A 25,716-nucleotide genomic window follows, 5' to 3' on the forward strand; every position below is an offset into this window, starting at 1 on the left:
TTCAAAATGAGGACCCCGAAAGATGCCAAAGATGCCAAAGATGCCCAACTAAAGGCCATTCGTTCAGTTACAGCCCCTAACCCTCGAGACCCAAGCCGGCTAGAAGGAAAAGACACCGCCACAGGTTGTGGTTAATTTAGTCGTTCATTCCGCTTTTATAACAACCCGCATTGCTTGAACGATGTTTAAAGAACGGATAAAATTAGTATGATATAAATAGTAAATGAAATTTAATGAGGTGTCTTTGTGAAGAATCCCCGTATTCTTACGGAAGGGGCATTAATGCTCGCTATATTTGCCGTTCTTACTCTAATCACTATCTACATTCCAGTTATTGGGGTTTTATCAAGTCTTGTTTTAATATTCCCAGTCCTTTATTTTGCCTCAAAGCATCGTTTAAGGATATCACTGATTTTATTAGTAGGCTGTATTTTGATTTCCTTCATTATGGGGTCAATCCTTGCCATTCCTCTTGCCATCATATACGGGACAACAGGCGTTGTGATGGGGTGGTATATTAAGGAACAGAAAAGTAAAATCTCTTTACTTATCGCATCAGGTTTTACTTTATTAATCAATTTGGTTATTCAATATGTTATATCAATTCTCTTTTTTAATTTTGATTTAATTAATGATATGATCAAGATTTTGGAAAAATCGTTTGATCAATCTATTGAGATGATGAAAAGCTTTGGGCAAACTCCTGATCCGAGAATGGTCGATCAAATGAATTTTTATTTAGATATGATCGGTATTTTAACTCCCTCTTTCTTTTTAATGATGGCCTTCATCAATGCTTTTATTATCATTTGGGTTAATTTCCCTATTTTACGTAGGCTTGGAGTTGAAACGCCCAAGTTCAAACCTTTTCGTGAATGGCAATTACCAAAGAGTTTCTTATGGTATTATTTAATTATCCTTATTCTATCCATCGTTCTTCAGCCGGAAAAAGGTGACTATAGCTTTTGGGCTCTTCAAAACATATCCTATGTTTTACAGGTTTTGATGGTTATACAAGGGCTTTCTTTCATTTATTATTTTGCTTACATAAAAAAATGGACAAAGGGTTTATTGGTCCTTATTACGATTTTATCACTTCCCCTTCTTTCTATTGTTAGGATTTTAGGTATAATTGATTTAGGATTTAATCTTAGACAGCGCCTTCAACGTAAGTCATAAAGGTTGTAAATTTTGTTTTAGGAGCTGAAATCATGCCATCTTTTTTTCGAAAGCGTATGATCCGTTACCCATTATATGGACTGATAGCGCTTTGCACTTTATTAGTGATCGCCTTCGCCTTTTACAATTGGGTTATTGCCGTGATTGGATTAGCTTTATTTGGCGGTGTATTCTTTCTTGCTTTTTATTATGAAAATAAATCTCATATGGCAACAGAAGATTACATATCGACCCTCTCCTATCGAGTAAAACGAGTGGGAGAAGAGGCATTAATGGAAATGCCTATTGGAATTATGCTAATTAATGATGACTATTTTATTGAATGGACAAACCCGTTTCTTGCCTCTTGCTTCAATGAAGACACACTTGTAGGTCGTTCTCTCTACGATGTAGCAGAATCGGTCATCCCTCTCATTAAACAAGAAATTGATACAGAGATTATTACCATGAACGAACGAAAGTATCGAGTCGTCATCAAGTCGGATGAAAGACTTATTTATTTCTTTGATGTCACAGAGCAATCGCAAATTGAAAAGCAATATGAGGATGAGAAAACAGCTATCGGGATTATCTTTTTAGACAACTATGATGAGCTCACTCAAGGTATGGATGACCAGACTCGTAGTAGTTTAAATAGTCTAGTAACCTCTATTTTAAATAAATGGGCAAAAGAATCAGGGGTTTTGCTGAAGCGAATTTCCTCAGAACGATTTTTGGCCGTTTTTAATGAAAAAATACTTCAAGTGCTAGAAAAAGAAAAGTTTTCCATTTTAGATGATGTAAGGGATACCACTTCGAAACAAAATGTTCCTCTTACTCTTAGTATTGGAGTCGGAATGGGTGTCTCTTCTCTACCAGAGCTAGGAACTTTAGCACAGTCGAGTCTAGATCTTGCTTTAGGTCGAGGTGGTGACCAAGCAGCGATTAAACAGACAAATGGGAAAGTAAAGTTCTATGGTGGAAAAACGAACCCGATGGAGAAACGTACAAGGGTGCGTGCACGCGTTATTTCCCATGCCCTTAAGGAGTTAATCGTCGAGAGTGATAAAGTCATTGTAATGGGCCATAAGCACCCTGATATGGATGCTGTGGGTGCAGCTATCGGCATTCGAAAAGTTGCTCAAATGAATCAGAAAGAAGGATATGTAGTCCTTAATTTTAATGAGATTGATAATGGTGTTAAACGGTTACTTAAAGAGATCAAAGGAAACCCTGATCTATTTTCACGCTTTATTACACCTGAAGAAGCACTAGAGATGGCGACAGATGATACTCTATTAGTTGTTGTGGATACCCATAAGCCTTCACTCGTGATTGAAGAAAAATTATTAGGTAGAATAGAAAATGTCGTTGTGATTGACCATCATCGGAGAGGAGAAGATTTTATTAAGAATCCATTGCTTGTTTATATGGAGCCTTATGCTTCTTCTACCGCTGAATTGGTAACAGAGTTATTAGAATATCAACCAAAGCATGAGAAGATTTCAATGCTTGAAGCCACTTCCCTTTTAGCAGGTATTATTGTCGATACGAAAAGCTTTACACTAAGAACTGGTTCAAGGACGTTTGATGCAGCCTCCTATTTACGGGCACAGGGAGCAGATACCGTTCTTGTACAGAAGTTTTTAAAAGAAGATGTGGATACTTATATTAAGCGGGCAAGACTAATTGAAACAGTTGATTTTTATAAAGATGGAGTGGCGATTGCTAGAGGTAGTGATGACATTGTCTATGATCAGGTTCTCATTGCTCAAGCAGCTGATACTTTGTTAACAATGGATGAAGTTATATCATCATTTGTCATTTCCAAGCGTGAGGAAAATTTGGTTAGTATTAGTGCCAGATCACTTGGAGAAGTGAACGTCCAAATTGTCATGGAAGCTCTAGGCGGCGGCGGGCATTTAACAAATGCAGCTACTCAATTACCGGATATCACTGTTGACGAGGCCGAAGAACAATTAAAACTGGCATTGGATGAATATTTTGAAGGGGGAAAAGACTAATGAAAGTGATTTTCTTAAAAGATGTAAAGGGAAAAGGTAAAAAAGGCGAAGTGAAAAATGTAGCAGATGGGTATGCACATAACTTCCTTATCAAGCAAGGGTTAGCAGTAGAAGCTAATCATTCGAATGTAAGTCAATTAGAAGGACAAAAGAAGAAAGAGCAAAAGCTAGCTCAGGAAGAGTTAGAAGAAGCGAAACAGCTTAAAGAAAAGCTAGAAGGTTTAACGATCGAGATGAAGGCAAAAGCTGGAGAAGGCGGTAGACTTTTTGGTTCGATTACTAGTAAGCAGATTGCTGAGACGCTCAAGAAAAATCATAAAATCAAAATTGATAAACGTAAAATTGAAATGAATGATGCGATCCGTGCATTGGGATATACAAATGTACCTGTTAAGCTTCATTCAGATGTAACGGCAACATTAAAAGTCCATGTTACAGAAGAAAACTAAATTTGCCAACTCATATTTTCAAAAAACATGTTAGAATAAAATAGGTATGTAAAAATGTGATCAATTATCTGATCACATTTTTTCTTAGACTAATAGTCCTTCTCTAAAGGAGGTTTTCTATATATGAATGAATTGTTGAACCATCAAGTACCACCTCAAAATATTGAAGCAGAGCAAGCTGTGTTAGGTGCTATTTTCCTAGAACCTTCCTCTCTTACTCAAGCATCAGAAGCGCTCATCCCAGAAGATTTTTATCGTAATTCTCATCAGAAAATCTTTAATGTAATGTTGAACCTGAGTGATGCTGGGCAGGCAGTAGATTTAATTACCGTTACGGAAGAACTAGCTAATATGAAAGAGCTTGAGGATGTTGGTGGAGTATCTTACTTAAGTGAACTAGCGGCATCTGCCCCGACAGCCGCAAATATTGAGTATTATGCCAAGATAGTAGAAGAAAAATCACTATTAAGAAGATTAATCCGGACAGCATCTACGATTGCTCAAGATGGATATACACGCGAAGATGAGGTAGATGAGCTTCTAAGTGAAGCAGAAAAAAATATTATGGAAGTAGCTCAAAGAAAAAATGCAGGAGCCTTTCATAATATTAAAGATGTTTTAGTACGAACGTACGATAACATTGAGACCCTTCATAACCGTGTAGGGGACATTACGGGAATCCCTACAGGGTTCGCTGATTTAGATCATATGACGGCAGGGTTTCAACGAAATGACCTAATCATTGTGGCTGCCCGCCCTTCCGTTGGTAAGACAGCCTTTGCCCTGAATATTGCTCAGAATGTCGCAACAAAAACCGATGAAAATGTAGCTATTTTCAGTTTGGAGATGGGTGCTGAGCAGCTTGTGATGCGTATGCTTTGTGCTGAAGGGAATATCAATGCTCAAAATCTTCGTACAGGCTCCCTTACTGATGAAGACTGGAGAAAGTTAACGATGGCAATGGGAAGCCTTTCAAATTCAGGTATTTATATTGATGATACTCCAGGGATCCGTGTTAATGAAATTCGCTCAAAATGCCGCCGTTTGAAACAGGAATCTGGACTAGGGATGATCCTGATTGATTATTTACAATTAATCCAAGGGTCCGGACGATCAGGAGAAAATCGTCAGCAGGAAGTATCAGAAATTTCCCGGGCATTAAAAGGGTTAGCGCGTGAATTAGAAGTGCCCGTTATCGCTCTTTCACAGTTGTCACGTGGAGTAGAACAACGACAAGATAAGCGTCCGATGATGTCTGATATTCGTGAATCAGGAAGTATTGAGCAAGATGCTGATATTGTAGCCTTCTTATATCGTGATGATTATTATGATAAAGAATCAGAGAACAAGAACATTATCGAAATTATCATTGCTAAGCAACGTAACGGCCCGGTTGGAACCGTCTCTCTCGCCTTCGTTAAAGAATATAATAAATTCGTAAACCTCGAACGGCGATTCGACGATACTGGCATTCCACCTGGAGCCTAAAAAGAGGCTGCCTCCTTCAAATGGAGGCAGCCTCTTTTCTTCGACAAATTTCGGGCCGTGCCTGGCACCACCCGAAATTTGTTGAATATTGCATACGAACAAATGTGAAGAAATAATAAATAAATGTTCGTGTTTCAATTGACTTTTTGCATAGTTAATTGATAAAATGAGTTTGTTTGAAAAAAGTGGGTATATTAATCCCTATCGGAGGTGCTTTATATGTCTTCAGTAGTCGTTGTAGGAACACAATGGGGAGACGAAGGAAAAGGAAAAATTACCGATTTCCTTTCAGAACATGCAGAAGTAATTGCTCGATATCAAGGTGGAAATAATGCAGGCCATACCATTAAATTTGATGGAGAAACCTACAAGCTTCATTTAATTCCATCTGGGATTTTCTATAAAGATAAAATTGCTGTAATCGGAAATGGAATGGTTGTAGATCCGAAAGCTTTAGTGCAAGAGTTAAAATACTTACATGACCGTAATGTAACAACAGACAATTTACGTATTAGTAATCGTGCACATGTTATTCTTCCATACCATTTAAAGCTTGATGAAGTGGAAGAGGAAAGAAAAGGCGCGAATAAAATTGGTACGACCAAAAAAGGGATTGGCCCAGCATACATGGATAAAGCAGCACGAATTGGTATTCGTATTGCAGATTTATTGGATCGCGCGGCATTTGAAGAAAAATTGACGCGTAATCTTGAAGAAAAAAATCGTCTGCTTGAGCGTTTTTATGAAACAGAAGGATTTACATTAGATGAGATTCTTGATGAGTACTATGAGTACGGCCAGCAGATTAAGAAGTATGTGATCGATACTTCTGTTGTTTTAAATGATGCCATTGACGAAGGACGCCGTGTTCTTTTTGAAGGCGCTCAAGGCGTTATGTTAGATATCGATCAAGGAACATACCCATTTGTTACATCTTCAAACCCTGTAGCAGGAGGAGTGACGATTGGATCAGGTGTAGGTCCAACGAAAATTAATCATGTAGTTGGAGTATCGAAAGCCTATACTACTCGTGTTGGAGACGGTCCGTTCCCTACCGAACTAACAGATGAAATTGGCGATCAAATTCGTGAGGTTGGCCGTGAATACGGTACAACAACTGGTAGAGCACGTCGTGTTGGATGGTTTGACAGTGTAGTAGTCAGACATGCTCGTCGTGTGAGTGGACTAACAGACCTTTCCCTTAACTCTATCGATGTTCTTACAGGAATTAAAACATTGAAAATTTGTGTTGCTTATAAGTACAAGGGTGAAACGATTGAAGAATTCCCTGCAAATCTGAACATCCTTGCAGAATGTACTCCAGTATACGAAGAACTATCTGGCTGGACAGAGGACATTACTGGATGTAAAACACTTGGTGAACTTCCTGAGAATGCTCGTCATTATCTAGAGAGAGTTTCTCAGCTAACAGGTATCCCATTGTCAATCTTCTCTGTAGGACCAGATCGTTCTCAAACCAATGTAGTAAGAAGTGTTTGGAGTCCTAATTAATCAGGCTGTTTTCGCATAGATTGTTGTTTTTCGATCAAGAATAGAAATCCGTCATGATTAAGGTTTCGGGGCATCTTTTAAATTGTACAAAAAGAGCCTTAATCAAAAAAGGTTGCCACAATAAATGGCAACCTTTTTTCTTATGATTTTATTTTTTCATAAACGTGATCATGACAAACAATATATAACAAGTCATCTGACTTTAAGGGTTTTTGATGAGCATTGGTGAAATCCATTTCATCATTAACGGCAATTAAAACAGCCCCATAAGCTAATAAGTTCTCTGATGCCTCCTTATACGTCTTCCATTCAGCTTTAGGTAATAGTTCATGGATATTATTTCCAAATCGCTTACTTAAAAGCTGTCTGAAAATACTCGTGGTTCCAGGATGTAAGGTGGACTTTGCCATCAGCATTGAAATCGAATCATTTGAAAGAATAAAATCATCGACATGGATATGATGAAATTTAGGAATATTTTTATCCTCACAAATCTCTACAATGGTATGAATATCTTTATTATGCTGGTGTGAAAGTGATTCTACTGCAGAGGCGATTAAAAGAGTCTTCCCATCGGCTAAAATGGATTGAGTTATCGCTTCATCTGCAAAAATGGCAACTCGCTTAGCCTCAAGTATATTAGCTTTAAGAAGAACTTCTTCGTCTGAAGCATCACCTTGAATATAGTGAATTTGGTCATGATTAAAAGGATTTTCCTTTAATGAATCAATCAAAACAACCGTCATTTCGGGGAGATGTGCGAATACTTCTTGTATGGCTCTTTCTGTTTTTTGAGACCAGCCGATGTAAATAATATGATTTTTACCCTTAAACACTACCTTCCCCTCCCTCTTTAATTGATTATAAGTAGTTAAGGAATCCACTACATTACTAATGAGTAAACCGATAATTCCGATTCCAAAAATAAATAGAAAAATTCCCAGCAGCCTTCCAGGAACGGTTATCGGTGAGTAATCCCCATATCCTACCGTTGTCAAGGTTGTCATAGTCCACCAGAAACTTTCAAATACTGTTGGAAATGTATTAGGTTCAAAATAATGAATTCCGAATGTCCCAATTACGATAATGAAAATAGAAAAAAGCAAGATAACACTAAAATCCATTTTACTTACTTTTTTCAGTAATCGAAGAAAAATAGTCAAATAATCCCACCTCCTGCATTTATATCTTATCATGAATGCGATCAAATTAAGCATATTTATCCAAATTTTAAAAGCTGATCATTTTTCGACAAATTTTTTTAAAAAGTTGTTGCCTAATCATTTTCTTATGTGGTAATATTATCTTCGTTGCCATAAAAGAGCATTTAAACGAGATTGATAGTTTAAGAGCCAATAGCTCAGTTGGTAGAGCACGAACGAGTAAGCTGCGAAGCGAAACATCAGCGTACAGCACGAGAGACATCTTGAATAAGCATCCTGAGAGCTGGACGTCGAAGATGAAACTTTATTAATGCAGTTATTATTGAGAGCCATTAGCTCAGTTGGTAGAGCATCTGACTTTTAATCAGAGGGTCGAAGGTTCGAGTCCTTCATGGCTCACCACTTTAAACGTGGCCCGTTGGTCAAGCGGTTAAGACACCGCCCTTTCACGGCGGTAACACGGGTTCGAATCCCGTCCGGACCGCCATTACATACATATCTTTGCAAGGAATTATTTCATTTAGAAAACAATTTTAATACAGCTCGGTAGCTCAGTTGGTAGAGCACGTCCGAGTAAGCTTCAAAGTGTTACTTCAGCACACAAGTCGAGCAGCTACTTGAATAGACTTCCTGAGACTTGGGTGATGGACAAGGCACTATTTCATTTAGGAAACAATACTAATACGGCTCGGTAGCTCAGTTGGTAGAGCAATGGACTGAAAATCCATGTGTCGGCGGTTCGATTCCGTCCCGAGCCATCTAAAAAGCACTGCGATGACTAGACTCTCGCAGTGCTTTTTCTTTGTAATACTTATGTAACATTGGATGGGGACTTTTCTAAGATTTCCCTGAAATTCATTATGCCCTTTACATAATAACCCTAGAAAATCCCCTCTACATCTTATTTCCTATATAAAAACAGAGAAATTGTTATATTTTATATAATTAAGTCTAATTTTGTCAGCAATTATACATTTTTATTACATTATACAAACGATTCTTTCGGGTTCTTAAATTTGTGGTAAATTAGAGAAGTGCAAAATTTGTAGAATATTCGTTTTTTAGTATGAAAGCACTAACATTTTTCTTAGAAATTTAGGAGGATCGCCCAATGACTTGGACGAAGAAAATACGAAATTATTCGTCAAAACTACTAAACTCTAAAAATACATATAGACCAAATACTCTATTTAATAAAGTAGCGATTACGGTCTTAGCTATATCTGGGATTTCCATTACATCTGTATCTTCTGCTCATGCAGAAGAAAACGAAAGTGAACTTCAAACCATCTATCATGTTTATCTCGATGAACAGTATGCAGGAGCGGTTACAGATCAATCATTGATTAAGGATGCTAAAGAAGAAAAAATTAACAAGGTTGAAGAAGTGCATTCTGATTTCGAAATAGATATTGATAAAGAACTTTCATTTGTTCCTGAGCAGGTTTTTAGAAACAATGTAAACAATCAAGCGACGGTTAAGACGTTTAATGCAAGTGTAACGGCAAAAGCAGAAGCTGTCTCCCTTCAAATCAATGGGAAACCAGTTGTTTATGTTAAAGATAAAGCTGATGCGGAAGAATTAATGAAACAATTAAAGCTCAAATATGTTTCTGAAGAAGAACTAGCTGAATATGAAGCAAGAAAAAAAGATTCCAGTAGTGAATTACCCCCACTAAAGGAGGGTGAAACACGTATATTAGAAATAAGTGCTGCTGAAGATTTAAAGTTCAATGCTGCTGAAGAAGAACCCGAAAAGGTTTTAACTCCAGAGAAGGCAGTTGAGCTTCTTTTAAAGGGAACTCTTGAAGAGAAAAAGTATAAGGTTCAGTCAGGAGATGCTCTTAGTAATATCGCAGAAGAATATAATATGTCAACTACTGAACTGTTTGATTTAAATCCTTCTTTAGAAGAAGATGGTGTTTTGCAAGTTGGGACCGAAATTAACGTAACAGAAACAAAGCCACTCATTCATGTAAATATAAAAAGAGAAGCTAAAAAACAAGAAAAAATAGCTCATGGAAACGAAGTGGTAGAAGATTCTTCTATGTATAAGGGTGATATGAAAGTTAAACAAGAGGGTCAAGATGGAGAGCGGATCGTCACTTATCTTGTAGAAGAACAAAATGGCGACGTAACCAAAAAGACAGAAAAAGATGAAGAAATGATCAAAGAGCCAGTTAAGCACATTGTCATTCGTGGAACAAAAGTGACGCCATCAAGAGGTTCTGGCAATTTTGTTTGGCCAACAAATGGTGGATATGTTTCATCTAAAATGGGTCCAAGATGGGGAAAAGTTCACAAAGGGATTGATATTGCAAGACCGGATAACAAGACTATTAAAGCAATTGATAATGGAAAGGTTATATCTGCAGGTTTTGATGATGGCGGGTACGGAAACAAAATCGTCATCGACCACAATAACGGTTATAAATCTGTCTATGCTCATTTAAGTAGTATTGATGTTTCTGTCGGGGAAACAGTATCAGCAGGATCTAAAATTGGGAACATGGGAAAAACCGGACAGTCCACAGGAGTTCATTTACACATTGAAATCTATAAGAATGGATCCCGTGTTAATCCGTTAGAATTATTATAATCATATGAGGCTGACCCTAAAGGGTTATGCACTGCATAGGAGAAAACGTAAAGTTTTTTATGTGGTGTTTCACCTTTAGCTTGGATCAGTCTCATTTTCTATTATGAACATGGATATTTTTGTTAGTGAAAATATACAATAAGAAAGAAATTGTTCATTCAGTTTACTAGTAAAAGATGAATTAAGAAGGAGAAAATGATAAATTAGAGAAAGAAATAGTAAAGGGATATGAATACTTTACAAATTGTACTTTTGGATGCAAGCATAAATAGGGTATGGGAATTGATTTTTGTGCAAAGTTACAACAGAATTTATCGAAAAAGTCATACTAAATGAAATAAAAATTGCCATGAAGGAGACCCGTTCGTATATGGAAAAGAAAATATTAGTTGTAGATGATGAAAAACCGATTGCGGATATATTACAGTTTAACTTAAAAAAAGAAGGCTACGAAGTTCATTGTGCCTATGATGGAGACGAAGCGATTAAATTGGCAGAAGAATTAAAACCAGATATGATTCTGCTTGATATTATGCTTCCAAATCGAGATGGAATGGAAGTTTGTCGTGAAATTCGAAAAAAATATGAAATGCCAATCATTATGCTAACAGCAAAGGATTCTGAAATTGATAAAGTATTAGGCCTTGAGCTTGGTGCAGATGATTATGTGACAAAACCATTTAGTACAAGGGAGCTTATTGCCCGTGTCAAAGCGAATCTACGAAGACATCAGCATGGGGCTGCTCAAGTAGCTGATGAGGAGGAAAACAATGAGATCGCGATTGGATCCCTTGTTATTCATCCTGATGCCTATGTCGTGTCAAAAAGAGGGGATACAATCGAGTTAACCCATCGTGAGTTTGAGCTTCTTCATTATCTTGCGAAGCATATTGGACAAGTCATGACCCGTGAGCATCTTCTGCAAACGGTTTGGGGTTACGATTATTATGGAGATGTGCGTACGGTTGATGTAACCGTAAGACGGCTACGTGAGAAGATTGAAGACAACCCAAGCCATCCAAATTGGATTGTAACAAGAAGAGGAGTAGGCTATTATCTACGTAATCCTGAACAGGAGTAAATGAAATGAAGAAAGTTGGTTTTTCAAGGTCTATTCATCTAAAGTTTGTGCTGATTTATGTGTTGCTCATTCTGTTAGCAATGCAAATTATTGGTGCCTATTTTGTCAATGAGCTAGAGGATAAACTCATCACGAACTTTCAAAATTCTATAAAGGAAAGCGTAAACTATATTGAGTACAATCTTCGTGAGGAAATGATTAAGGAGAGAGAAGAAGATGGTCCGACGCTTGAAGAAGATATAGAGGATATACTCGCAGATGCAAGTCGCTCAACAGATATTTCTGAAATTCGTGTCATTGATAAGAACAAAAAGATTATTGGAACATCTGACAGTGATAATCAAGGCTCGATTGGACAAAGGTCAACAGAAGTGAGTGTTACTCGAACGATCGCGTTAGGAAATACGCAAGATGAAGTCTTTATACAAGAACACACTGGAACTCGATTATGGGTATACACCACACCTATCGTAAAAAACGGAAATGAGACAATTGGAGCGATCCGTTTAGTTGCTGAAATTGAAAATGTGTATTCACAGTTGAGAGATATTAATAATATTTTCATTTCAGGAACTGTTATAGCATTGGGAATTACGGCTATCCTTGGGGTGTTATTATCCCAAACGATTACAAGACCGATTTCAGATATGAGAAAGCAAGCATTAGCAATGGCAAAAGGGAATTTTTCCCGAAAAGTTAAAGTGTATGGATATGATGAAATAGGGCAATTGGCGATTACCTTTAACAACTTAACGAAAAGGCTGCAGGAAGCTCAAGCTACTACAGAAGGAGAAAGAAGAAAGCTGTCTTCCGTTCTTTCCTATATGACAGATGGCGTTATAGCAACAGATCGAAAAGGGCGAGTGATATTAATCAATGACCCTGCCGCTAAAATGCTAAATGTTTCACGTGAAACAGTCCTGTCCCAGCCATTAGTATCTCTACTAGGTTTAGATGAGCTTTACACATTCGAAGACTTATCAAATGAACAAAACTCTATTACTCTAGATTATTCAACAAATGAAAAGCCATATGTTTTAAGGGCGAATTTCTCTATTATTCAAAAGGAAACAGGCTTTGTAAACGGACTGATCACCGTCTTACATGATATTACCGAACAAGAGAAAATAGATTTAGAGAGACGTGAATTTGTCGCCAATGTTTCTCATGAATTACGTACCCCTCTTACGACAATGAGAAGCTATTTAGATGCTCTAGCAGAAGGAGCGTGGGAAGATAAAGAAATTGCCCCTGCGTTTTTGGATGTGACTCAAAATGAAACGGAGCGAATGATCCGGTTAGTTAATGACCTCCTTCAGCTTTCTAAAATGGACAGTACAGATTATCGTTTTAATCGAGAATGGATTGATTTTATTCGTTTCTTCCATCAAATTATTGATCGTTTCGAAATGACAAAACAACAAAATGTGATGTTCAAACGATTTCTACCTGAAGATCCTGTTTTTGTCGAAATCGATAAAGACAAGCTTACACAGGTTCTCGATAATATTATTTCTAATGCATTAAAGTATTCTCCAGAAGGTGGACAAATTACGTTTAAAGTAGAAGTGAAGGAAGATATGATGCAAGTAAGTGTGGCAGATCAAGGGATGGGGATCCCTAAAGAAAATCTCGAAAAGATTTTTGAACGTTTTTACAGAGTGGATAAGGCTCGAACTAGGCAAATGGGTGGTACAGGGTTAGGATTAGCGATTGCAAAAGAAATGATTACAGCTCACGGTGGTGACATATGGGCAAGCAGTGTAGAAGGAAAAGGATCGACCATTTACTTCACTCTTCCATATGACCGTATACAAGAGGATGAATGGTCATGAATTATGAAAAAATTAAATCCATAATCTTAACCCTTTTGGTCGCTATCAGTGTTTTATTAACATGGAATGTCTGGACATATCAGCCTAACTACGATGTAATTGGTGAAGATTATACTCCTGGAGTTACAATAGGGGCAGAAAAAACGTATAAAGACGTCTTTAAGCCTTTTAAGGTTTTGTTTCACCAAAATCAAGCTACTTTTGGAACAGTCGACGACAATGAAATCGCCAAAATGATGGAGAACATATCCAATTGGAACTTCTATGAATTGTCTGAGGTAGGGAGAGATTTAACTCAGAGTGAATTTGAATGGTTAGTTCATGGAGATAAACGCGTTGAAATCTTATTCCCTGACATTATCTCTTTTGATGTTTTAAGAAATCTGCTTAATTTTGAAGAGAAGAAGCTTCCTAATCAGTCCATTGATCGAATAATTGTAAATACAAGTAAGGTTAATAACGATACTGCAGAAGTATATTTTGTTTCCTATAGTGACCAGCTCGTTTATAAAGGGCAAATTAAATCAGCATTTCTTACTACATTTAATGAGGATTTTGTTGCTAATTCGGATAAACATCCAAGATATTTTGCAGAAGAAGTAGCCAAATCTCATAAAATATTTTTGCCAGAAAAGCCTATTGATTTCCCAAGCTATAGGTACGTTCTAGAAGAGATCAATACACAGACTTTTAGAGATGCATTGTTCAGTGATCCAAATGGTGTGACCAAAGAATTTACGAATGATGGTGAGCAATTTACAGATGGTAAAAGCTTGATGGAATTGGACGTTAATAATCAAATTCTTACTTATGTAAACCCAATCTACGAGGAAACAGGAAGCTCGACAACGACATCTGTACTTATTCAAGAAAGCTTCAATTTTGTTAATGAGCATGGAGGCTGGGTAGATCAATTTCAATATTTTAAAATCAGTAATGTAGAAAGAAAGATAGTGTATCGCCAGTTTATCAATGGACTACCCGTTTTTAATGAGAGCGGAATGGCAGAGCTCTCTTATGTCCTAGGAAACAAAGAGATTTACAGGTATCAAAGACCCTATACGAAAATGGGGTTACAATTGGATTCTGAATCAGAAAACGGGGTAACACTTATGTCGGGATATGAAGTATTAAATTATTTAAATAGTCAGGAGGATATCAAGCCTTCTTTAATAGAAGACATTGCAATCGGCTATAAGCTTTCAAGAGACATTGACTTAAATCAAAACATCATTATCTATAAACCTACATGGTATTACCTATATGCCGGAGGCTGGCTCCCGATTATACCAGAGGAGATGGGGGGAACGAATAATGGATTGGAGTAAAACTAAATCCATTTTCATAGTCGTATTTTTAGTATTAGATATCTTTCTCCTCTCTCTTTTTATTCAAAAACTTTCAGATAACAAGATAGGGTTATTCGTACAAACATCTACTGAAAAACAATTAGCTGCTGATAATATCGTGTATCCACAGCTTCCTAAAACGACCAAAGAAGAACCTCGTATAACAGCGAAACCAAAGGCCTTTACGGAAGAAGATTTAAAGACGCTTAAGGGACAAGAAGCCGAGATGATCAATAATAATACAACGATTTATTCTCATTTAGACAAACCTTATGTATTAGGTGAGAAATTTGATAAGGATGAATTTAATAATTTTATCAAGAGCTTTACCTTTGAAGGGGGAGAGTATGAATTTTGGAAATATGATGAAAAGAACATGAAGGTTATTTATTATCAATCCTATAAGGACAGGCCATTATTTATGAATTTTAATGGGGAAATCACCTTAAACTTGAATGAAAACAAAGAGATTGTTTCCTACAAACAAACGATGCTTACTTCATTTGATAAAATTGGGGATAAGGAACCGGTATTGCTTCCTATAAAGGCGATTGAGATTTTACGAGATAGTAAAAAGATTCCTTCCGACAGCGAAATTATAAAATATGGTCTTGGCTATAGTACATGGATTCCCCTGGCCGAATCGCAGGTCTTGTCTCCTACATGGCATTTCATCGTAGAGAAAGATGGCAAAAAAGAAGATTTATTTATTAATGCTATCGAGGGTAAAGTCATTGAGGTGGAAAATCAAAATAAAGAAAAATTGGAGTGAATTTGAATGTCCATGCATTTTAGTGTACTGGCAAGTGGGAGTACCGGAAATGCGATTTATGTTGAAAATGAGGAACATTCCTTTCTTGTTGACGCTGGATTAAGTGGGAAACAAATGGAAGGGTTGTTTCAAAAAATAGATCGTAATATGAAAGATTTGAGCGGGATATTTGTCACTCATGAGCATAGTGATCATATTAAAGGAGTGGGGATCCTTGCACGCAAGTATGGGCTCCCGATTTATGCAAATGAAAAAACCTGGAGTGCGATGTCCCCTCTTATAGGAAAAATAGAAACGGAACAAAAATTTGTATTTGGAATGGAAACCGTAAAGTCTTTTGGCTCACTAAGCATTGAATCGTTTGGAGTGTCACATGACGCGGCAGAGCCTATGTTCTATGTATTCCATCAAGGCGACAAAAAGTTGGTTCTTGTTACTGACACCGGGTATGTCAGTGACAGGATGAAAGGGATCATTTCGAATGCTGATTCCTATGTATTTGAAAGCAACCATGATGTTGATATGTTAAGAATGTGTCGTTACCCTTGGAATATTAAGCGGCGAATCTTAAGTGATGTTGGACATGTCTCAAATGAAGATGCGGCGATTGCTATGAGTGAAGTAGCGGGAGATCGAACAAAAAGTATTTATCTCGCCCACCTGAGCAAAGATAACAATATGAAGGATTTAGCGAGAATGAGCGTGGCTCAAACTCTTGAATCAAGAGGGTTAATGATAGGAGAATCTTTTGATTTATATGATACAGACCCACAAAGCCCAACCGAATTAGTAGCGATTTAGCGGTTTAGTCCTATCGAATAAAAGGTATAGCAAAGGTGGAGGTCTTAGAATTCTCCATCTTTTTTACATATTGTAAAAATCTTAGCTCATTTTCATCATATTTTAATTTTCTCTGATTATAATTTGGGCTGTATAGAGAAAATATAAAAGGAATTGTTGTTAGAAAGGATGTGCACTTATGGGTTATTATGATGATGAAAACCAAAGCCGATCTAAGCAAAAAGGAAGTCGTGGCGGATATTTTCTTGCAAGTCTAGTTGGAGTCATTCTAGGTGTGGTACTTATACTTGTTGCAATCCCACAGCTAAGTGATTACAATATCCTACCGTATGACGTGAACCCTGATGAGAACCTAGCAAGTACGGATGAGGAATATCACAATGGAAACGTAGAAAAGGTTTCAGTCGATGTGACGACAGATATTACGAAAGCGGTTGACAAAGCTGGAGATGCTGTCGTTGGAATTACAAACATTCAATCACAAAGCTTCTGGGAACAAAATGGACAAGAAGCTGGTACGGGTTCAGGAGTAATTTATAAAAAAGAAAACGGGAAAGCTTACGTCGTGACAAACTATCACGTCATCGAAGGAGCTGACCAACTTGAAGTAACACTGTCGGACGGAACCAAAATTCCAGCTGAAATAAAGGGCGGAGATATTTGGACGGATCTTGCTGTCCTCGAAATGGATGGTAAAAATGTAAAATCAGTTGCTGAGTTTGGGAATTCTGATCAATTAAAAGCAGGTGAACCTGTAATCGCTATCGGAAACCCACTTGGATTATCCTTTTCTGGTTCGGTTACAAAAGGAATCATCTCAGGTGTAGAGCGTACCATCCCGGTGGACTTTGACCAGGATGGAAGGGAAGATTGGCAGGCTGAAGTTATCCAAACTGATGCTGCCATCAATCCTGGTAATAGCGGTGGTGCCCTTATAAACATTTCTGGTCAGGTAATAGGAATCAATTCAATGAAGATTGCTCAAGAAGCTGTTGAAGGAATAGGTCTGGCCATCCCTATTAATTATGCTCAACCCATAATCAAAGATTTAGAAAAGTATGGAGAAGTAAAACGTCCTGCAATGGGTGTTACCCTTCAAGATGTGAATCAAATAACTTCTTATCATCAAGAACAAACATTGAAATTACCGAAAGATGTGAAGGAAGGAGTCATGATTCGTGAGGTGGTTCCTAATTCTCCAGCGGCACAAGCAGGTCTTCAAGAGCTTGATGTAATTGTCGAACTGGATGGTGAGAAAGTAGCGGATATAATAGAACTGCGAAAGCACCTATATAATAAAAAATCGGTTGGAGACCAAATGAAGGTTAAATTCTATCGTAATGGTGAATTACAAGAAACGACAATGAAATTGACAGATGAATCACAAATGATGTAGAGATAAAGCAGAGAGGTGGGTTTTCCATCTTTCTGCTTTTTTTGTTTAATGGTATGATGACATGTGGATAAAATAAGAACAATAAAGGTAACGGAGGAAATGAAATGATTTATTGCTGTAAAGAGCATGTAGAGTTAGCGATGGATATTGTCGTGGATGAGTACGAGGTAGCGCCTGTACTAGAACAGCTAACAGAAGAACAAAGTTTATCCACAACCTGTGAATATTGTGAGAATAACGCAACATATATTGTGGCGAACTAATATTCTGCTACGAAATGTGGATACTTCCTGTTGATATGTGGATAACTACTGTGGATATCTTGTTTGTAAACTGTTTGTAAAGTGAGGGTAAAGATTGAATATCTCGATTGTAACGGTTGGTAAATTAAAAGAAAAATATTTAAAGCAAGGAATTAATGAATTCCTAAAAAGGCTTGGCCCCTACGCAAAAGTTGAAATCATAGAGGTTTCAGACGAAAAAGCACCCGAAGAACTGAGTAGTACAGAAATGGAACAAGTAAAAAACAAAGAAGGCGAAAGAATTCTCACAAAGATTAACCCAGATGCCCATGTCATTGCCTTAGCTATTGAAGGAAAAATGAGAACTTCCGAAGAGCTTGCTGCCAATCTCGATCAGCTCGCAACCTACGGAAAAAGCAAAGTAGCCTTTGTCATTGGAGGATCTCTAGGATTAAGTGATGACGTTATAAAGCGGGCGAATGAAACTTTATCCTTTTCAAAGATGACTTTTCCTCATCAGATGATGCGGTTGATATTGGTGGAGCAGGTTTATCGGGCGTTTCGGATTAATCGGGGTGAACCGTATCATAAGTAAATGAGGTTTCTGCGATAAAAGTAACAGCCCCCTCTCATTTGTTGGAGAGGTGCTGTTTTGTTATTTGAAAGCTAGATGAACATTTGTTACATGATTGGTCGTTTTTGCTTGTAATAAATTTAGTTTTTTTGTTCAATCAGGATTTTCTTTTCAAAGTGAAGAAAATCCTGATTGAACAAATACAAAAATGGCTGAATTCATCCACTTGCGCCTTTGTTGATTTAATATTCTCCTTTAATTACAAAAAACGTGCCCCGAATGGTTCCAGCTAGTTTAGACCTCTGCCTAGCAAACTTAAACTTTCCTTCTAATTCCTTGGGTACCTCCATCCCCTCAGAAAGCTTAAAACCAACGGCCCGCTTCTTTGGGTCATCAACCGTATACATGACGTTAACCTCAAGACCATCCTCATAAAAGATGTAGGTCCATTTGATATTTTCCACTTGAAAACGCGAAGTTTCTAAGGGTTTGGCCGCAAACTCAATATTACGTTCGACTTTCAAAATTAGATTCACATAATCAACGGTCTCCTTGCTTTCACTAGCTGGTACAACCGTAAATTCATGCTTATATTTGTTCATAAAGTAACGGGCTTCATTAGCACGTAAACCAGCAAGCGCTTCTGCTACTGATGAAGACTCTAAACCAACCGTAGACACATTTTTAAAATCAACGATATAGGACATTTCCTCCCGCCTTTTATCACTTTATTTCCTAACTACAGGAATCCACATTTCACCATATACTATGCCGTTTCTCTGCCCCATCTCAACCGTCGCATTCGGCCCTCCAACATAAGTAAAATCCTTTGCTTCTGGCAAGACTTGACCAAAGGCAATGCCAGTAAGTTTATTACTCAACTCATCAGCCGTCTGCCCTTCTCCTCTAACTATTAGGTATTCCCCTTTAGGAAATTGGATAACTCTATGTTCTTCAGGTACTGTTGCCTCTGTCATGACGCCAGCATAATGCATCATCTTGTTATTCACCGCTTCGTTCACGGCAAAAATGTAGTCATTTGTGGCTATGGCTTTTAAAGTGTCAAGCCTTCCATCTTGTTTGATGACCTGCCAAAAGTCTGACTTTTCCTTGGTTATGCCAGCATAGTCTGTGTAATCACTCTTAAGCTCAGTTCCCAAACCTAAAACGGTAAAGCTGTCTTTTTCTTCTAGGGTATAATTTGTCATATTCAAAACCTTCCTCTTTTTTAAATTTATCAAATGATTTGTATTTTCACTTGATAGGTTTATAATAGCCTTAAATCATGTCAAAATATGATACTGTTTAGGGGGGGCCCATGAAAAAAGTTGAACGGATTAATATCATCATGCGGTATATCAACAACCGTGCCCACTTTACAATTTCTGAAATCATGCGAGAATTTAACATCTCTCGTTCGACAGCTATTAGAGATATCAGAGAAATTGAAGCCATGGGGATGCCACTTGTCGCTGAGGTTGGAAGGGATGGGGGTTATTTTGTCATGAACAGCTCTGTCCTGCCCGAAGTTCGCTTTACCGATAATGAGGTCAAAGCTCTTTTTATTGCCTTTATGGCCACAAGAAATCAACAACTCCCCTATCTAAAGAGTCGTCAGTCTTTAGCTGAAAAATTACTGGGCCTCATCTCAGAAAACCAGCAAGATGACCTTGTTCTTTTAAATCAAATCTTGCTTTTTGAAGGGACCAACCCCAATAATCCCGACCTGCTTGATCTATCAGACCTCCCTCACCCCATGTTAGAAAAACTCATCCAAATCCTTCTTTTGGATAGCTATTTATTGATTACGATCAATGAAGAGAAGGCAATAAAGTCTTATCCGATTTACCTCTTGCACCTGTATCGTGAAAAAAGTTTTTGGTTGATTGAAGGCTTTAACTTAAAGGAAGAAAAGAAGCAGATTTTTCCTGTCGACAACCTAACCAATGTCGAACCTTACCAGACGAAAAATAGATTAAGTAAGAAAAAAATTATAGAAAAACTAAGTAAGCAGGAAGAAGTAATCAACCTTGTCCTTGAACTTGGTCCAAAGGCGATTGCCCAGTTCAAAAAATATCATCCTATAAAAGTTTCAATTTCTTATACAAATCCTTACCAAACCACAGCCATTCTAAAGACTTTTATCAACGTTAATAATTCAGAGGAATTGACCGAAATAACAAATTGGCTGCTTTTCCTAGGTGAGGATATCAAGGTCAGGGAAGTACCAGAAGAAGTTTTAGAAGGTTTACAAGAGAGAATATTTCTATACTGCCCCTAAGCAGTGCCAGTTAAACCTCATTTAGATGCGTTACGGTGAACCTTTTAAATTTATATTAAAGGTGATTCGCAGATATTTTGAACTTGGTAGTTATTAATAATATTTTATGGGCAATGGATTCGTGGTGATCAACCATGGTCCATTGCCTTTGCATTGTAAAATCCTGTTTTTCTTTTGGAGCAAGAACATAAGGAAAATTTGAATACTCTCTAGACGATTTATAACATTCCCAGATTTTCACTAAGCTCTATTATAATCTTACTTAAAGGTTTAGTAGCCTCTGCTTTACAATCTGAAATTCCTCATCAGAAAGATAGCCCTGTTCCTTTAATTTAGCTAGCTTATCTAGTTGATCAACTATGTTGTCATTAAGATGCCTATTATGCTGAGGAACAACAATCAAGACCTGATTTTGACTTATTCGTTTCATGACTCTATACCCGTGCTCTGAAGCTGTTGCAATCCCTTCCTTGTTTGGTCTGCAATAGCTATTTGCCTTGCAAGTGCCATCATCGCGAACTAGGAGCTGTCCCATTATCCCAACTGCCACCCATTCCGGCCTCTTAGAGCGTGGAATATATTCCTTAGTAGAATCCCATTCAGGGTTTAATATTGGTCTGCGTTCTACCTTTTGTGGCACGATGACGTTACCTTCAGAGTCAAATACAGGGGGAAGTGAAATGTTTTCATACAGAATTTCTCCCCATTCAGTGGTCAAATATTTGTGCTTCCAGCGCATCTCTCCGCTATTGGCCAAGAAAGCCGGCTTTGCGCTTGTAATTCCCAATATATAATCATCTTCACCATTTGATATACGTACTTTATTCTCTTTTAACGTGACGAAATAGCCGTATTCGATCGGTTTCCCATCTATCGTTTCGAACATTTCGGCATAATCTGCAGCTGGGGTAGTGACGGCTCCATCAATTTTGACATTACCGTCGCTTAATATTTTTGCCGCCAAACTTGGATTCGAAGCATCGGTACCGTTAGCCAGGTACCAAGAATACGGTAGCTCATTTGCTTGACCGAATCTTCCCATGATATGAACACCTTCCAAAAGGTTCGCATCTGTCGACTGGCCTTCAGTATGAGAGAAAAATCCTGAAGCAACAGTGTTGACACCCTCTGCATGCGATGTGAACCCACTCGCAATGTTAAGAGCGCCTTCTGCATGAGCATTTTGACCACTCGCTTGTGTCTGATTTCCTTCGGCATGGGAAAGATCACCTGAAGCAATAGTGCGTTGTCCCTCCGCGTGGGCAAAAATACCGTTAGCCATTGTCAAGTTTCCTTCCGCGTGAGACGCTCTACCATTGGCTTCTGTTTGGTCACCTTCTGCATGTGAAGATTCTCCTTGAGCCATCGTACCTTGTCCTTCCGCATGAGAAACAAGTCCGCTGGCAACCGTATTTTCACCCTCTGCATGGGACGCAATGCCTGACGCAGTCGTCAAGCTTCCCTCTGCATGGGCAGCGATATTACTAGCGGATGTAAACCGTCCCTCACTATGAGAATCTAGAGCACTAGCGATGGTCTGGTTACCCTCTGCATGAGAGTGGGGGCCACCGGCAGTCGTAGAAAACCCTTCTGCATGAGAAGCTACACCACTTGCTGTAGTTGAAGTTCCTTCGGCGTGTGCCGTACTCGCTATCGTTTCGGTAGAAAGCCCCTCTGCATGAGAAGCATTTCCCGTTGCACTTGTATTAATTCCTTCTGCATGGGCAGCAATACTATTAGCGGATGTAAACCGTCCCTCACTATGAGAATCTAAAGCACTAGCGATGGTCTGGTTACCCTCTGCATGAGAATGGTCGCCACCGGCCGTAGTAGCGAACCCCTCTGCATGGGCAGCTACTCCACTGGCTGTAGTTGAGTTCCCTTCGGCGTGAGCTGTATCAGCTAATGTTTCGGATGAAAAACCTTCCGCATGGGAGGCTGACCCATTGGAGATTGTACTATTTCCTTCTGCTTCCGAACAAGTTCCGATAGGATTTCGATTGCATCCATTGGACATTATTATCTTCTCCTTTAATAAAATTTATCGAGAATCGTTAAACCTTCTATCATGTAAAATAAAACGAATCTATTAAAATATGATTATATTATTCCTTTAAATATAGTAAGAACACTACTATTAGTATGTTATGTTTTAGTGGAACATTGGTATGGACAAACTTTCTAACGTGGTAAAGTAATTATTTTTTAAATGATGTATTTTCCTTCTTCTTAGAAGTATTTCAACCGGAGTTATAACAGATGAAGTTCTGATTTAGTATTTAATACTATGGGAGATTACAAAAAATAGGTTTTTATCAAACGCTTTATAGCTCCATTCATTCGCTATATAATAAATTTTAAAGAAGAAGTAAGGAGGGGAAAAAATGAAGAATAGTAAACAAGTAATTTGTGAGAAAAGATCCTATTCCAGAGAGTTTGATTCTCATCAACATGATTTTGGACAGTTCCTCTTTCCGTTGCATGGTTCCTTAGATATACAAACGATGTGGCAAAAGATAAAACTTAGTTCAGATTACTGCTTCTATCTCCCTCCTGAATGTAATCATGTTTACCGTTCTACGGATCGAAATGAATTTCTGATTTTGGATATTCCGACCCATTATTTACCTAGCGGAACAGAGAGCATGTATATGAAGTTAGATCAACAATGGTCTTCGATTCGTTTTTTATTATTAGAAGAGACTAGAAATCAGGAGACCTCATCACCATTAAATGACTTAACTAGATATGTGGCCCATAAACTTCGAATGTCGACATCCCCTTCTATCGACTATATTCATAAGCATTTTAAAGAATCAATTAAAATGGAACAATTAGCGGAAATCGAACATTATCACCCTGTATATTATTCATCATGGTTTAAACAGAAAACAGGTAAAAGTCCAAAAGCATACATCTCTGAGTTGCGCCTGAAGGAAGCCAAACAATTATTAAGAACGACATCATGGTCGATCTCAAGCATTAGTGAAGAATTAGGCTTTGAAAATTCCTCCTCATTTACAAGGTGGTTTGTGAGGTTCGAGGGTATTCCTCCACAAAAATACAGAAAAAATTAAGAATGGATAAAAAGAACCTTAAACTTAGTAAAGAAAAAGGATGATTCGTTTTCTATTATAAGTTTAAACGTTCTTTTTATCTTTTTTTATTGGAGTGAATAGGATGAATAAAAAGTTTTCTTCATTTTGGGTTTTACTTGCTGCTATCCTTTGGGGAACCACTGGTACAGCACAGACTTTTGCACCGGAAGGCGCACACCCATTTGCTTTAGGTGCTACTCGACTAGCAGTAGGAGGAATTTCATTATTTTTGATTGTTCTATTACTAGGACAATTAAATTTGAAAAATTGGCCAATGAAAGCCATACTATTGGCTTCTTTAAGCATGGCAATTTATCAACCATTATTTTTCTCTGCCGTTACGATTACAGGAGTGGCAATTGGGACTGTGATTGCCATTGGAAGTGCTCCTATTTTATCTGGAGTTCTAGAATGGATCGTATTGAAAAAAAGTCCGTCAAAAATATGGTGGTATTCTACCCTCTTTTCTATTCTTGGATGTCTCATGCTATTTCTAAATAAAGAATCAGTAAATGTAGATCCTTATGGGATCTTGATGGCTCTTGGGGCTGGTTTATCGTTTGCCATTTATACTTTTTCAAGTAAAAAATTAGTTAAGAATTATTCTACCCTATTAGTAGTTGCGGTTATTTTCACTCTTAGTGCTACTCTTTTATCTCCGTTCTTGTTTCTTTATGATATGTCTTGGATCATGGAGCTAAAAGGTGTCACGGTAAGTCTTCATCTTGGGATTATCGCAACAGGAATGGCCTACTTTCTTTTTTCTAAAGGGCTTATCAACACCCCTTCTTCAACAGCCGTTACACTTTCATTAGCCGAACCCTTAACAGCAGCATTATTAGGAGTTTACTTAGTAGGAGAAGATCTAGACTTTACTTCGTGGATTGGGATATCCCTTCTAATAATAGGGATCGGATTATTGATATGGTCTTCCCCAAATCCTAAAAAGGTTCTCCAAGTTCATTCAACGATTAAGTGAAATAACCTTTTAAGGGTAGAGAAGCAAATGATAGCTTTCCTTTTTGTCACATGGACCATAAGAGCAAGAATGAGGACGAAATCAGTATAGATTCCCTGATAAAATGAGTCCATCGAACTGAGGAGGAGAGGAAAATGAACAAAATTCAGGAATTCAATGAACTTCATTCGTCAAAGGAGATGTTATTTTTAGGAAACGCCTGGGATCTGCTATCAGCTTTAACTCTCGAGAAAGCAGGATTCAAAGCAATTGGTACGACAAGCTGGGGAATTGCCAACTCCATTGGATTGGCGGATGGTGAATTCATTGAATTTGACCGACATTTAGGAATCATCAAAACGATAACGGATCATGTGAAAATACCTGTTTCTGCAGATATTGAAGCGGGCTATGGAGATGATACAGAAACGATAGTAGATAATGTTTTAAGGACTGCAGATGTTGGGGTTGCCGGCATCAATATTGAGGATTCACTCAAAAAACAAAAAGGCTTAAGGGAGATATCGGAGCATTGTAATCTTTTATCAAAAATTAGAACCGAGTTAGATCATCATGGTTATAAAGATTTTTATATAAACGCTAGAGCGGATACTTATTTTCAAAAGGATAACCCATTAATGGAAACAATTGATCGAGCAAGGTCTTATGTGGAGAGTGGGGCTAGTGGCATCTTTGTTCCAGGAGTAACCAAAGAGAAAGAGATAAAGGAAATGGCGCTCAATATAGATGCTCCACTTAATATATTGTCTTTACCTGGACTAACAAATTGTAATAAGCTTAAAGAATTAGGAGTTAGACGTTTTAGTTTTGGAAATGCACTGTCTGACATCATGATTGATTATTTAGAAAAAAATACGACAAGATTATTAGAGTATAAGGACACCTCACATTTATATGAATACTAACCTGGAAAGG

At 37.8% G+C, this 25,716-nt stretch carries 23 protein-coding genes and 3 tRNA genes; 22 read left to right on the top strand and 4 right to left on the bottom strand.

Translation table 11 applies throughout. The features are described from left to right. The first annotated feature begins 6 nt into the window (after positions 1-6). The 6 genes from JOC86_RS24960 to JOC86_RS07965 all read left to right on the top strand — a co-directional run bounded on the left by JOC86_RS24960 (position 7) and on the right by JOC86_RS07965 (position 6,631). Positions 7-135: a hypothetical protein gene (locus JOC86_RS24960; protein WP_275583385.1), complete on the top strand. Its 129-nt coding sequence runs from the start codon at positions 7-9 to the stop codon at positions 133-135. A gap of 111 nt (positions 136-246) precedes the next feature. Next, complete coding sequence (locus tag JOC86_RS07945; RefSeq protein ID WP_205170329.1) at positions 247-1,179, top strand: DUF2232 domain-containing protein; 933 nt, start codon at positions 247-249, stop codon at positions 1,177-1,179. 32 nt (positions 1,180-1,211) lie between these two features. Next, positions 1,212-3,182 carry a DHH family phosphoesterase gene (locus JOC86_RS07950; RefSeq protein ID WP_205170331.1) on the top strand — a complete coding sequence of 657 codons (1,971 nt, stop codon included), beginning with the start codon at positions 1,212-1,214 and terminating at the stop codon, positions 3,180-3,182. Next, the gene (gene rplI / locus JOC86_RS07955; RefSeq protein ID WP_205170334.1) at positions 3,182-3,631 is read left to right on the top strand and encodes a 50S ribosomal protein L9; all 450 of its coding nucleotides are present in this window, start codon (positions 3,182-3,184) and stop codon (positions 3,629-3,631) included. The genes JOC86_RS07950 and rplI overlap by 1 nt, the downstream gene beginning before the upstream one ends. A gap of 123 nt (positions 3,632-3,754) precedes the next feature. Then, complete coding sequence (gene dnaB, locus JOC86_RS07960; RefSeq protein WP_205170337.1) at positions 3,755-5,119, top strand: replicative DNA helicase; 1,365 nt, start codon at positions 3,755-3,757, stop codon at positions 5,117-5,119. Positions 5,120-5,338: 219 nt separating this feature from the next. Next, complete coding sequence (locus JOC86_RS07965; RefSeq protein WP_205170340.1) at positions 5,339-6,631, top strand: adenylosuccinate synthase; 1,293 nt, start codon at positions 5,339-5,341, stop codon at positions 6,629-6,631. A gap of 140 nt (positions 6,632-6,771) precedes the next feature. On the opposite strand, the gene JOC86_RS07970 is transcribed toward JOC86_RS07965, so the two are convergent. Then, positions 6,772-7,848, bottom strand: coding sequence for a potassium channel family protein (locus JOC86_RS07970; RefSeq protein WP_338021737.1), 1,077 nt, complete (start codon positions 7,846-7,848; stop codon positions 6,772-6,774). A gap of 272 nt (positions 7,849-8,120) precedes the next feature. Here JOC86_RS07970 and JOC86_RS07975 point away from each other — a divergent pair. The 12 genes from JOC86_RS07975 to rlmH all read left to right on the top strand — a co-directional run bounded on the left by JOC86_RS07975 (position 8,121) and on the right by rlmH (position 18,464). Further along, positions 8,121-8,196 (top strand) — tRNA-Lys (locus JOC86_RS07975). Between the two features lie 18 nt (positions 8,197-8,214). Further along, positions 8,215-8,281: transfer RNA gene (locus JOC86_RS07980), tRNA-Glu, on the top strand. A 198-nt stretch (positions 8,282-8,479) separates the two neighbouring features. After that, positions 8,480-8,552: transfer RNA gene (locus JOC86_RS07985), tRNA-Phe, on the top strand. Positions 8,553-8,905: 353 nt separating this feature from the next. Continuing rightward, positions 8,906-10,393: a peptidoglycan DD-metalloendopeptidase family protein gene (locus JOC86_RS07990; RefSeq protein WP_205170345.1), complete on the top strand. Its 1,488-nt coding sequence runs from the start codon at positions 8,906-8,908 to the stop codon at positions 10,391-10,393. A gap of 370 nt (positions 10,394-10,763) precedes the next feature. Then, positions 10,764-11,474 carry a response regulator YycF gene (gene yycF / locus JOC86_RS07995; RefSeq protein WP_205170348.1) on the top strand — a complete coding sequence of 237 codons (711 nt, stop codon included), beginning with the start codon at positions 10,764-10,766 and terminating at the stop codon, positions 11,472-11,474. Between the two features lie 5 nt (positions 11,475-11,479). Next, positions 11,480-13,309 (top strand): cell wall metabolism sensor histidine kinase WalK, encoded by a 1,830-nt coding sequence (gene walK, locus JOC86_RS08000; RefSeq protein WP_205170351.1) that lies wholly within the window; start codon positions 11,480-11,482, stop codon positions 13,307-13,309. Then, positions 13,306-14,637 carry a YycH family regulatory protein gene (locus tag JOC86_RS08005; RefSeq protein WP_205170354.1) on the top strand — a complete coding sequence of 444 codons (1,332 nt, stop codon included), beginning with the start codon at positions 13,306-13,308 and terminating at the stop codon, positions 14,635-14,637. Before walK ends, JOC86_RS08005 begins: the two co-directional genes overlap by 4 nt. Continuing rightward, complete coding sequence (locus JOC86_RS08010) at positions 14,624-15,430, top strand: two-component system regulatory protein YycI (protein ID WP_205170357.1); 807 nt, start codon at positions 14,624-14,626, stop codon at positions 15,428-15,430. The genes JOC86_RS08005 and JOC86_RS08010 overlap by 14 nt, the downstream gene beginning before the upstream one ends. A 6-nt stretch (positions 15,431-15,436) precedes the next feature. After that, positions 15,437-16,231: an MBL fold metallo-hydrolase gene (locus JOC86_RS08015; protein ID WP_205170360.1), complete on the top strand. Its 795-nt coding sequence runs from the start codon at positions 15,437-15,439 to the stop codon at positions 16,229-16,231. 178 nt (positions 16,232-16,409) lie between these two features. Then, positions 16,410-17,627 (top strand): S1C family serine protease, encoded by a 1,218-nt coding sequence (locus JOC86_RS08020; protein ID WP_205170363.1) that lies wholly within the window; start codon positions 16,410-16,412, stop codon positions 17,625-17,627. Positions 17,628-17,731: 104 nt separating this feature from the next. Continuing rightward, positions 17,732-17,890: a CxxH/CxxC protein gene (locus JOC86_RS08025; protein ID WP_205170366.1), complete on the top strand. Its 159-nt coding sequence runs from the start codon at positions 17,732-17,734 to the stop codon at positions 17,888-17,890. Positions 17,891-17,984: 94 nt separating this feature from the next. Further along, complete coding sequence (gene rlmH, locus JOC86_RS08030) at positions 17,985-18,464, top strand: 23S rRNA (pseudouridine(1915)-N(3))-methyltransferase RlmH (RefSeq protein WP_205170369.1); 480 nt, start codon at positions 17,985-17,987, stop codon at positions 18,462-18,464. 221 nt (positions 18,465-18,685) lie between these two features. Here rlmH and JOC86_RS08035 read toward each other — a convergent pair whose 3' ends face one another. Together JOC86_RS08035 and JOC86_RS08040 are read right to left on the bottom strand one after the other, a co-directional pair. Continuing rightward, positions 18,686-19,150, bottom strand: coding sequence for a phage tail protein (locus tag JOC86_RS08035; RefSeq protein ID WP_205170371.1), 465 nt, complete (start codon positions 19,148-19,150; stop codon positions 18,686-18,688). 21 nt (positions 19,151-19,171) lie between these two features. After that, entirely contained in the window at positions 19,172-19,651 is a 480-nt protein-coding gene (locus JOC86_RS08040) for a GyrI-like domain-containing protein (RefSeq protein WP_205170373.1), read from the bottom strand. Between the two features lie 110 nt (positions 19,652-19,761). Between JOC86_RS08040 and JOC86_RS08045 the strand changes: the two genes are divergently transcribed. Then, entirely contained in the window at positions 19,762-20,724 is a 963-nt protein-coding gene (locus JOC86_RS08045) for a helix-turn-helix transcriptional regulator (RefSeq protein ID WP_205170382.1), read from the top strand. A 262-nt stretch (positions 20,725-20,986) separates the two neighbouring features. On the opposite strand, the gene JOC86_RS08050 is transcribed toward JOC86_RS08045, so the two are convergent. Next, positions 20,987-22,741, bottom strand: coding sequence for a peptidase G2 autoproteolytic cleavage domain-containing protein (locus JOC86_RS08050; protein ID WP_205170385.1), 1,755 nt, complete (start codon positions 22,739-22,741; stop codon positions 20,987-20,989). 367 nt (positions 22,742-23,108) lie between these two features. Here JOC86_RS08050 and JOC86_RS08055 point away from each other — a divergent pair, with 367 nt between their 5' ends. From JOC86_RS08055 to JOC86_RS08065, 3 genes are all read left to right on the top strand, one after another. Next, positions 23,109-23,801 carry an AraC family transcriptional regulator gene (locus tag JOC86_RS08055; RefSeq protein WP_205170388.1) on the top strand — a complete coding sequence of 231 codons (693 nt, stop codon included), beginning with the start codon at positions 23,109-23,111 and terminating at the stop codon, positions 23,799-23,801. A 103-nt stretch (positions 23,802-23,904) separates the two neighbouring features. Continuing rightward, positions 23,905-24,801, top strand: coding sequence for an EamA family transporter (locus tag JOC86_RS08060; RefSeq protein ID WP_205170391.1), 897 nt, complete (start codon positions 23,905-23,907; stop codon positions 24,799-24,801). Between the two features lie 134 nt (positions 24,802-24,935). Continuing rightward, positions 24,936-25,706 carry an isocitrate lyase/PEP mutase family protein gene (locus JOC86_RS08065; protein WP_205170394.1) on the top strand — a complete coding sequence of 257 codons (771 nt, stop codon included), beginning with the start codon at positions 24,936-24,938 and terminating at the stop codon, positions 25,704-25,706. Positions 25,707-25,716: the final 10 nt, after the last annotated feature.

The organism is Rossellomorea pakistanensis, assembly GCF_016908495.1.
Taxonomy (GTDB): domain Bacteria; phylum Bacillota; class Bacilli; order Bacillales; family Bacillaceae_B; genus Rossellomorea; species Rossellomorea pakistanensis.

What these genes read in the sequence shown, in the direction of transcription:
- JOC86_RS08005 (WP_205170354.1), top strand. Translation starts at nt 13,306, where the DNA reads ATGAATTATGAAAAAATTAAATCCATAATCTTAACCCTTTTGGTCGCT.
- yycF (WP_205170348.1), top strand. Translation starts at nt 10,764, where the DNA reads ATGGAAAAGAAAATATTAGTTGTAGATGATGAAAAACCGATTGCGGAT.
- JOC86_RS08045 (WP_205170382.1), top strand. Translation starts at nt 19,762, where the DNA reads ATGAAAAAAGTTGAACGGATTAATATCATCATGCGGTATATCAACAAC.
- JOC86_RS07950 (WP_205170331.1), top strand. Translation starts at nt 1,212, where the DNA reads ATGCCATCTTTTTTTCGAAAGCGTATGATCCGTTACCCATTATATGGA.
- JOC86_RS08055 (WP_205170388.1), top strand. Translation starts at nt 23,109, where the DNA reads ATGAAGAATAGTAAACAAGTAATTTGTGAGAAAAGATCCTATTCCAGA.
- JOC86_RS08060 (WP_205170391.1), top strand. Translation starts at nt 23,905, where the DNA reads ATGAATAAAAAGTTTTCTTCATTTTGGGTTTTACTTGCTGCTATCCTT.
- JOC86_RS08020 (WP_205170363.1), top strand. Translation starts at nt 16,410, where the DNA reads ATGGGTTATTATGATGATGAAAACCAAAGCCGATCTAAGCAAAAAGGA.
- JOC86_RS07965 (WP_205170340.1), top strand. Translation starts at nt 5,339, where the DNA reads ATGTCTTCAGTAGTCGTTGTAGGAACACAATGGGGAGACGAAGGAAAA.
- dnaB (WP_205170337.1), top strand. Translation starts at nt 3,755, where the DNA reads ATGAATGAATTGTTGAACCATCAAGTACCACCTCAAAATATTGAAGCA.
- JOC86_RS08035 (WP_205170371.1), bottom strand. Translation starts at nt 19,150, where the DNA reads ATGTCCTATATCGTTGATTTTAAAAATGTGTCTACGGTTGGTTTAGAG.
- JOC86_RS07990 (WP_205170345.1), top strand. Translation starts at nt 8,906, where the DNA reads ATGACTTGGACGAAGAAAATACGAAATTATTCGTCAAAACTACTAAAC.
- JOC86_RS08015 (WP_205170360.1), top strand. Translation starts at nt 15,437, where the DNA reads ATGTCCATGCATTTTAGTGTACTGGCAAGTGGGAGTACCGGAAATGCG.
- JOC86_RS07970 (WP_338021737.1), bottom strand. Translation starts at nt 7,848, where the DNA reads ATGCTTAATTTGATCGCATTCATGATAAGATATAAATGCAGGAGGTGG.
- JOC86_RS08050 (WP_205170385.1), bottom strand. Translation starts at nt 22,741, where the DNA reads ATGTCCAATGGATGCAATCGAAATCCTATCGGAACTTGTTCGGAAGCA.
- rplI (WP_205170334.1), top strand. Translation starts at nt 3,182, where the DNA reads ATGAAAGTGATTTTCTTAAAAGATGTAAAGGGAAAAGGTAAAAAAGGC.
- walK (WP_205170351.1), top strand. Translation starts at nt 11,480, where the DNA reads ATGAAGAAAGTTGGTTTTTCAAGGTCTATTCATCTAAAGTTTGTGCTG.
- JOC86_RS08010 (WP_205170357.1), top strand. Translation starts at nt 14,624, where the DNA reads ATGGATTGGAGTAAAACTAAATCCATTTTCATAGTCGTATTTTTAGTA.
- JOC86_RS08040 (WP_205170373.1), bottom strand. Translation starts at nt 19,651, where the DNA reads ATGACAAATTATACCCTAGAAGAAAAAGACAGCTTTACCGTTTTAGGT.
- JOC86_RS08065 (WP_205170394.1), top strand. Translation starts at nt 24,936, where the DNA reads ATGAACAAAATTCAGGAATTCAATGAACTTCATTCGTCAAAGGAGATG.
- JOC86_RS08025 (WP_205170366.1), top strand. Translation starts at nt 17,732, where the DNA reads ATGATTTATTGCTGTAAAGAGCATGTAGAGTTAGCGATGGATATTGTC.
- JOC86_RS24960 (WP_275583385.1), top strand. Translation starts at nt 7, where the DNA reads ATGAGGACCCCGAAAGATGCCAAAGATGCCAAAGATGCCCAACTAAAG.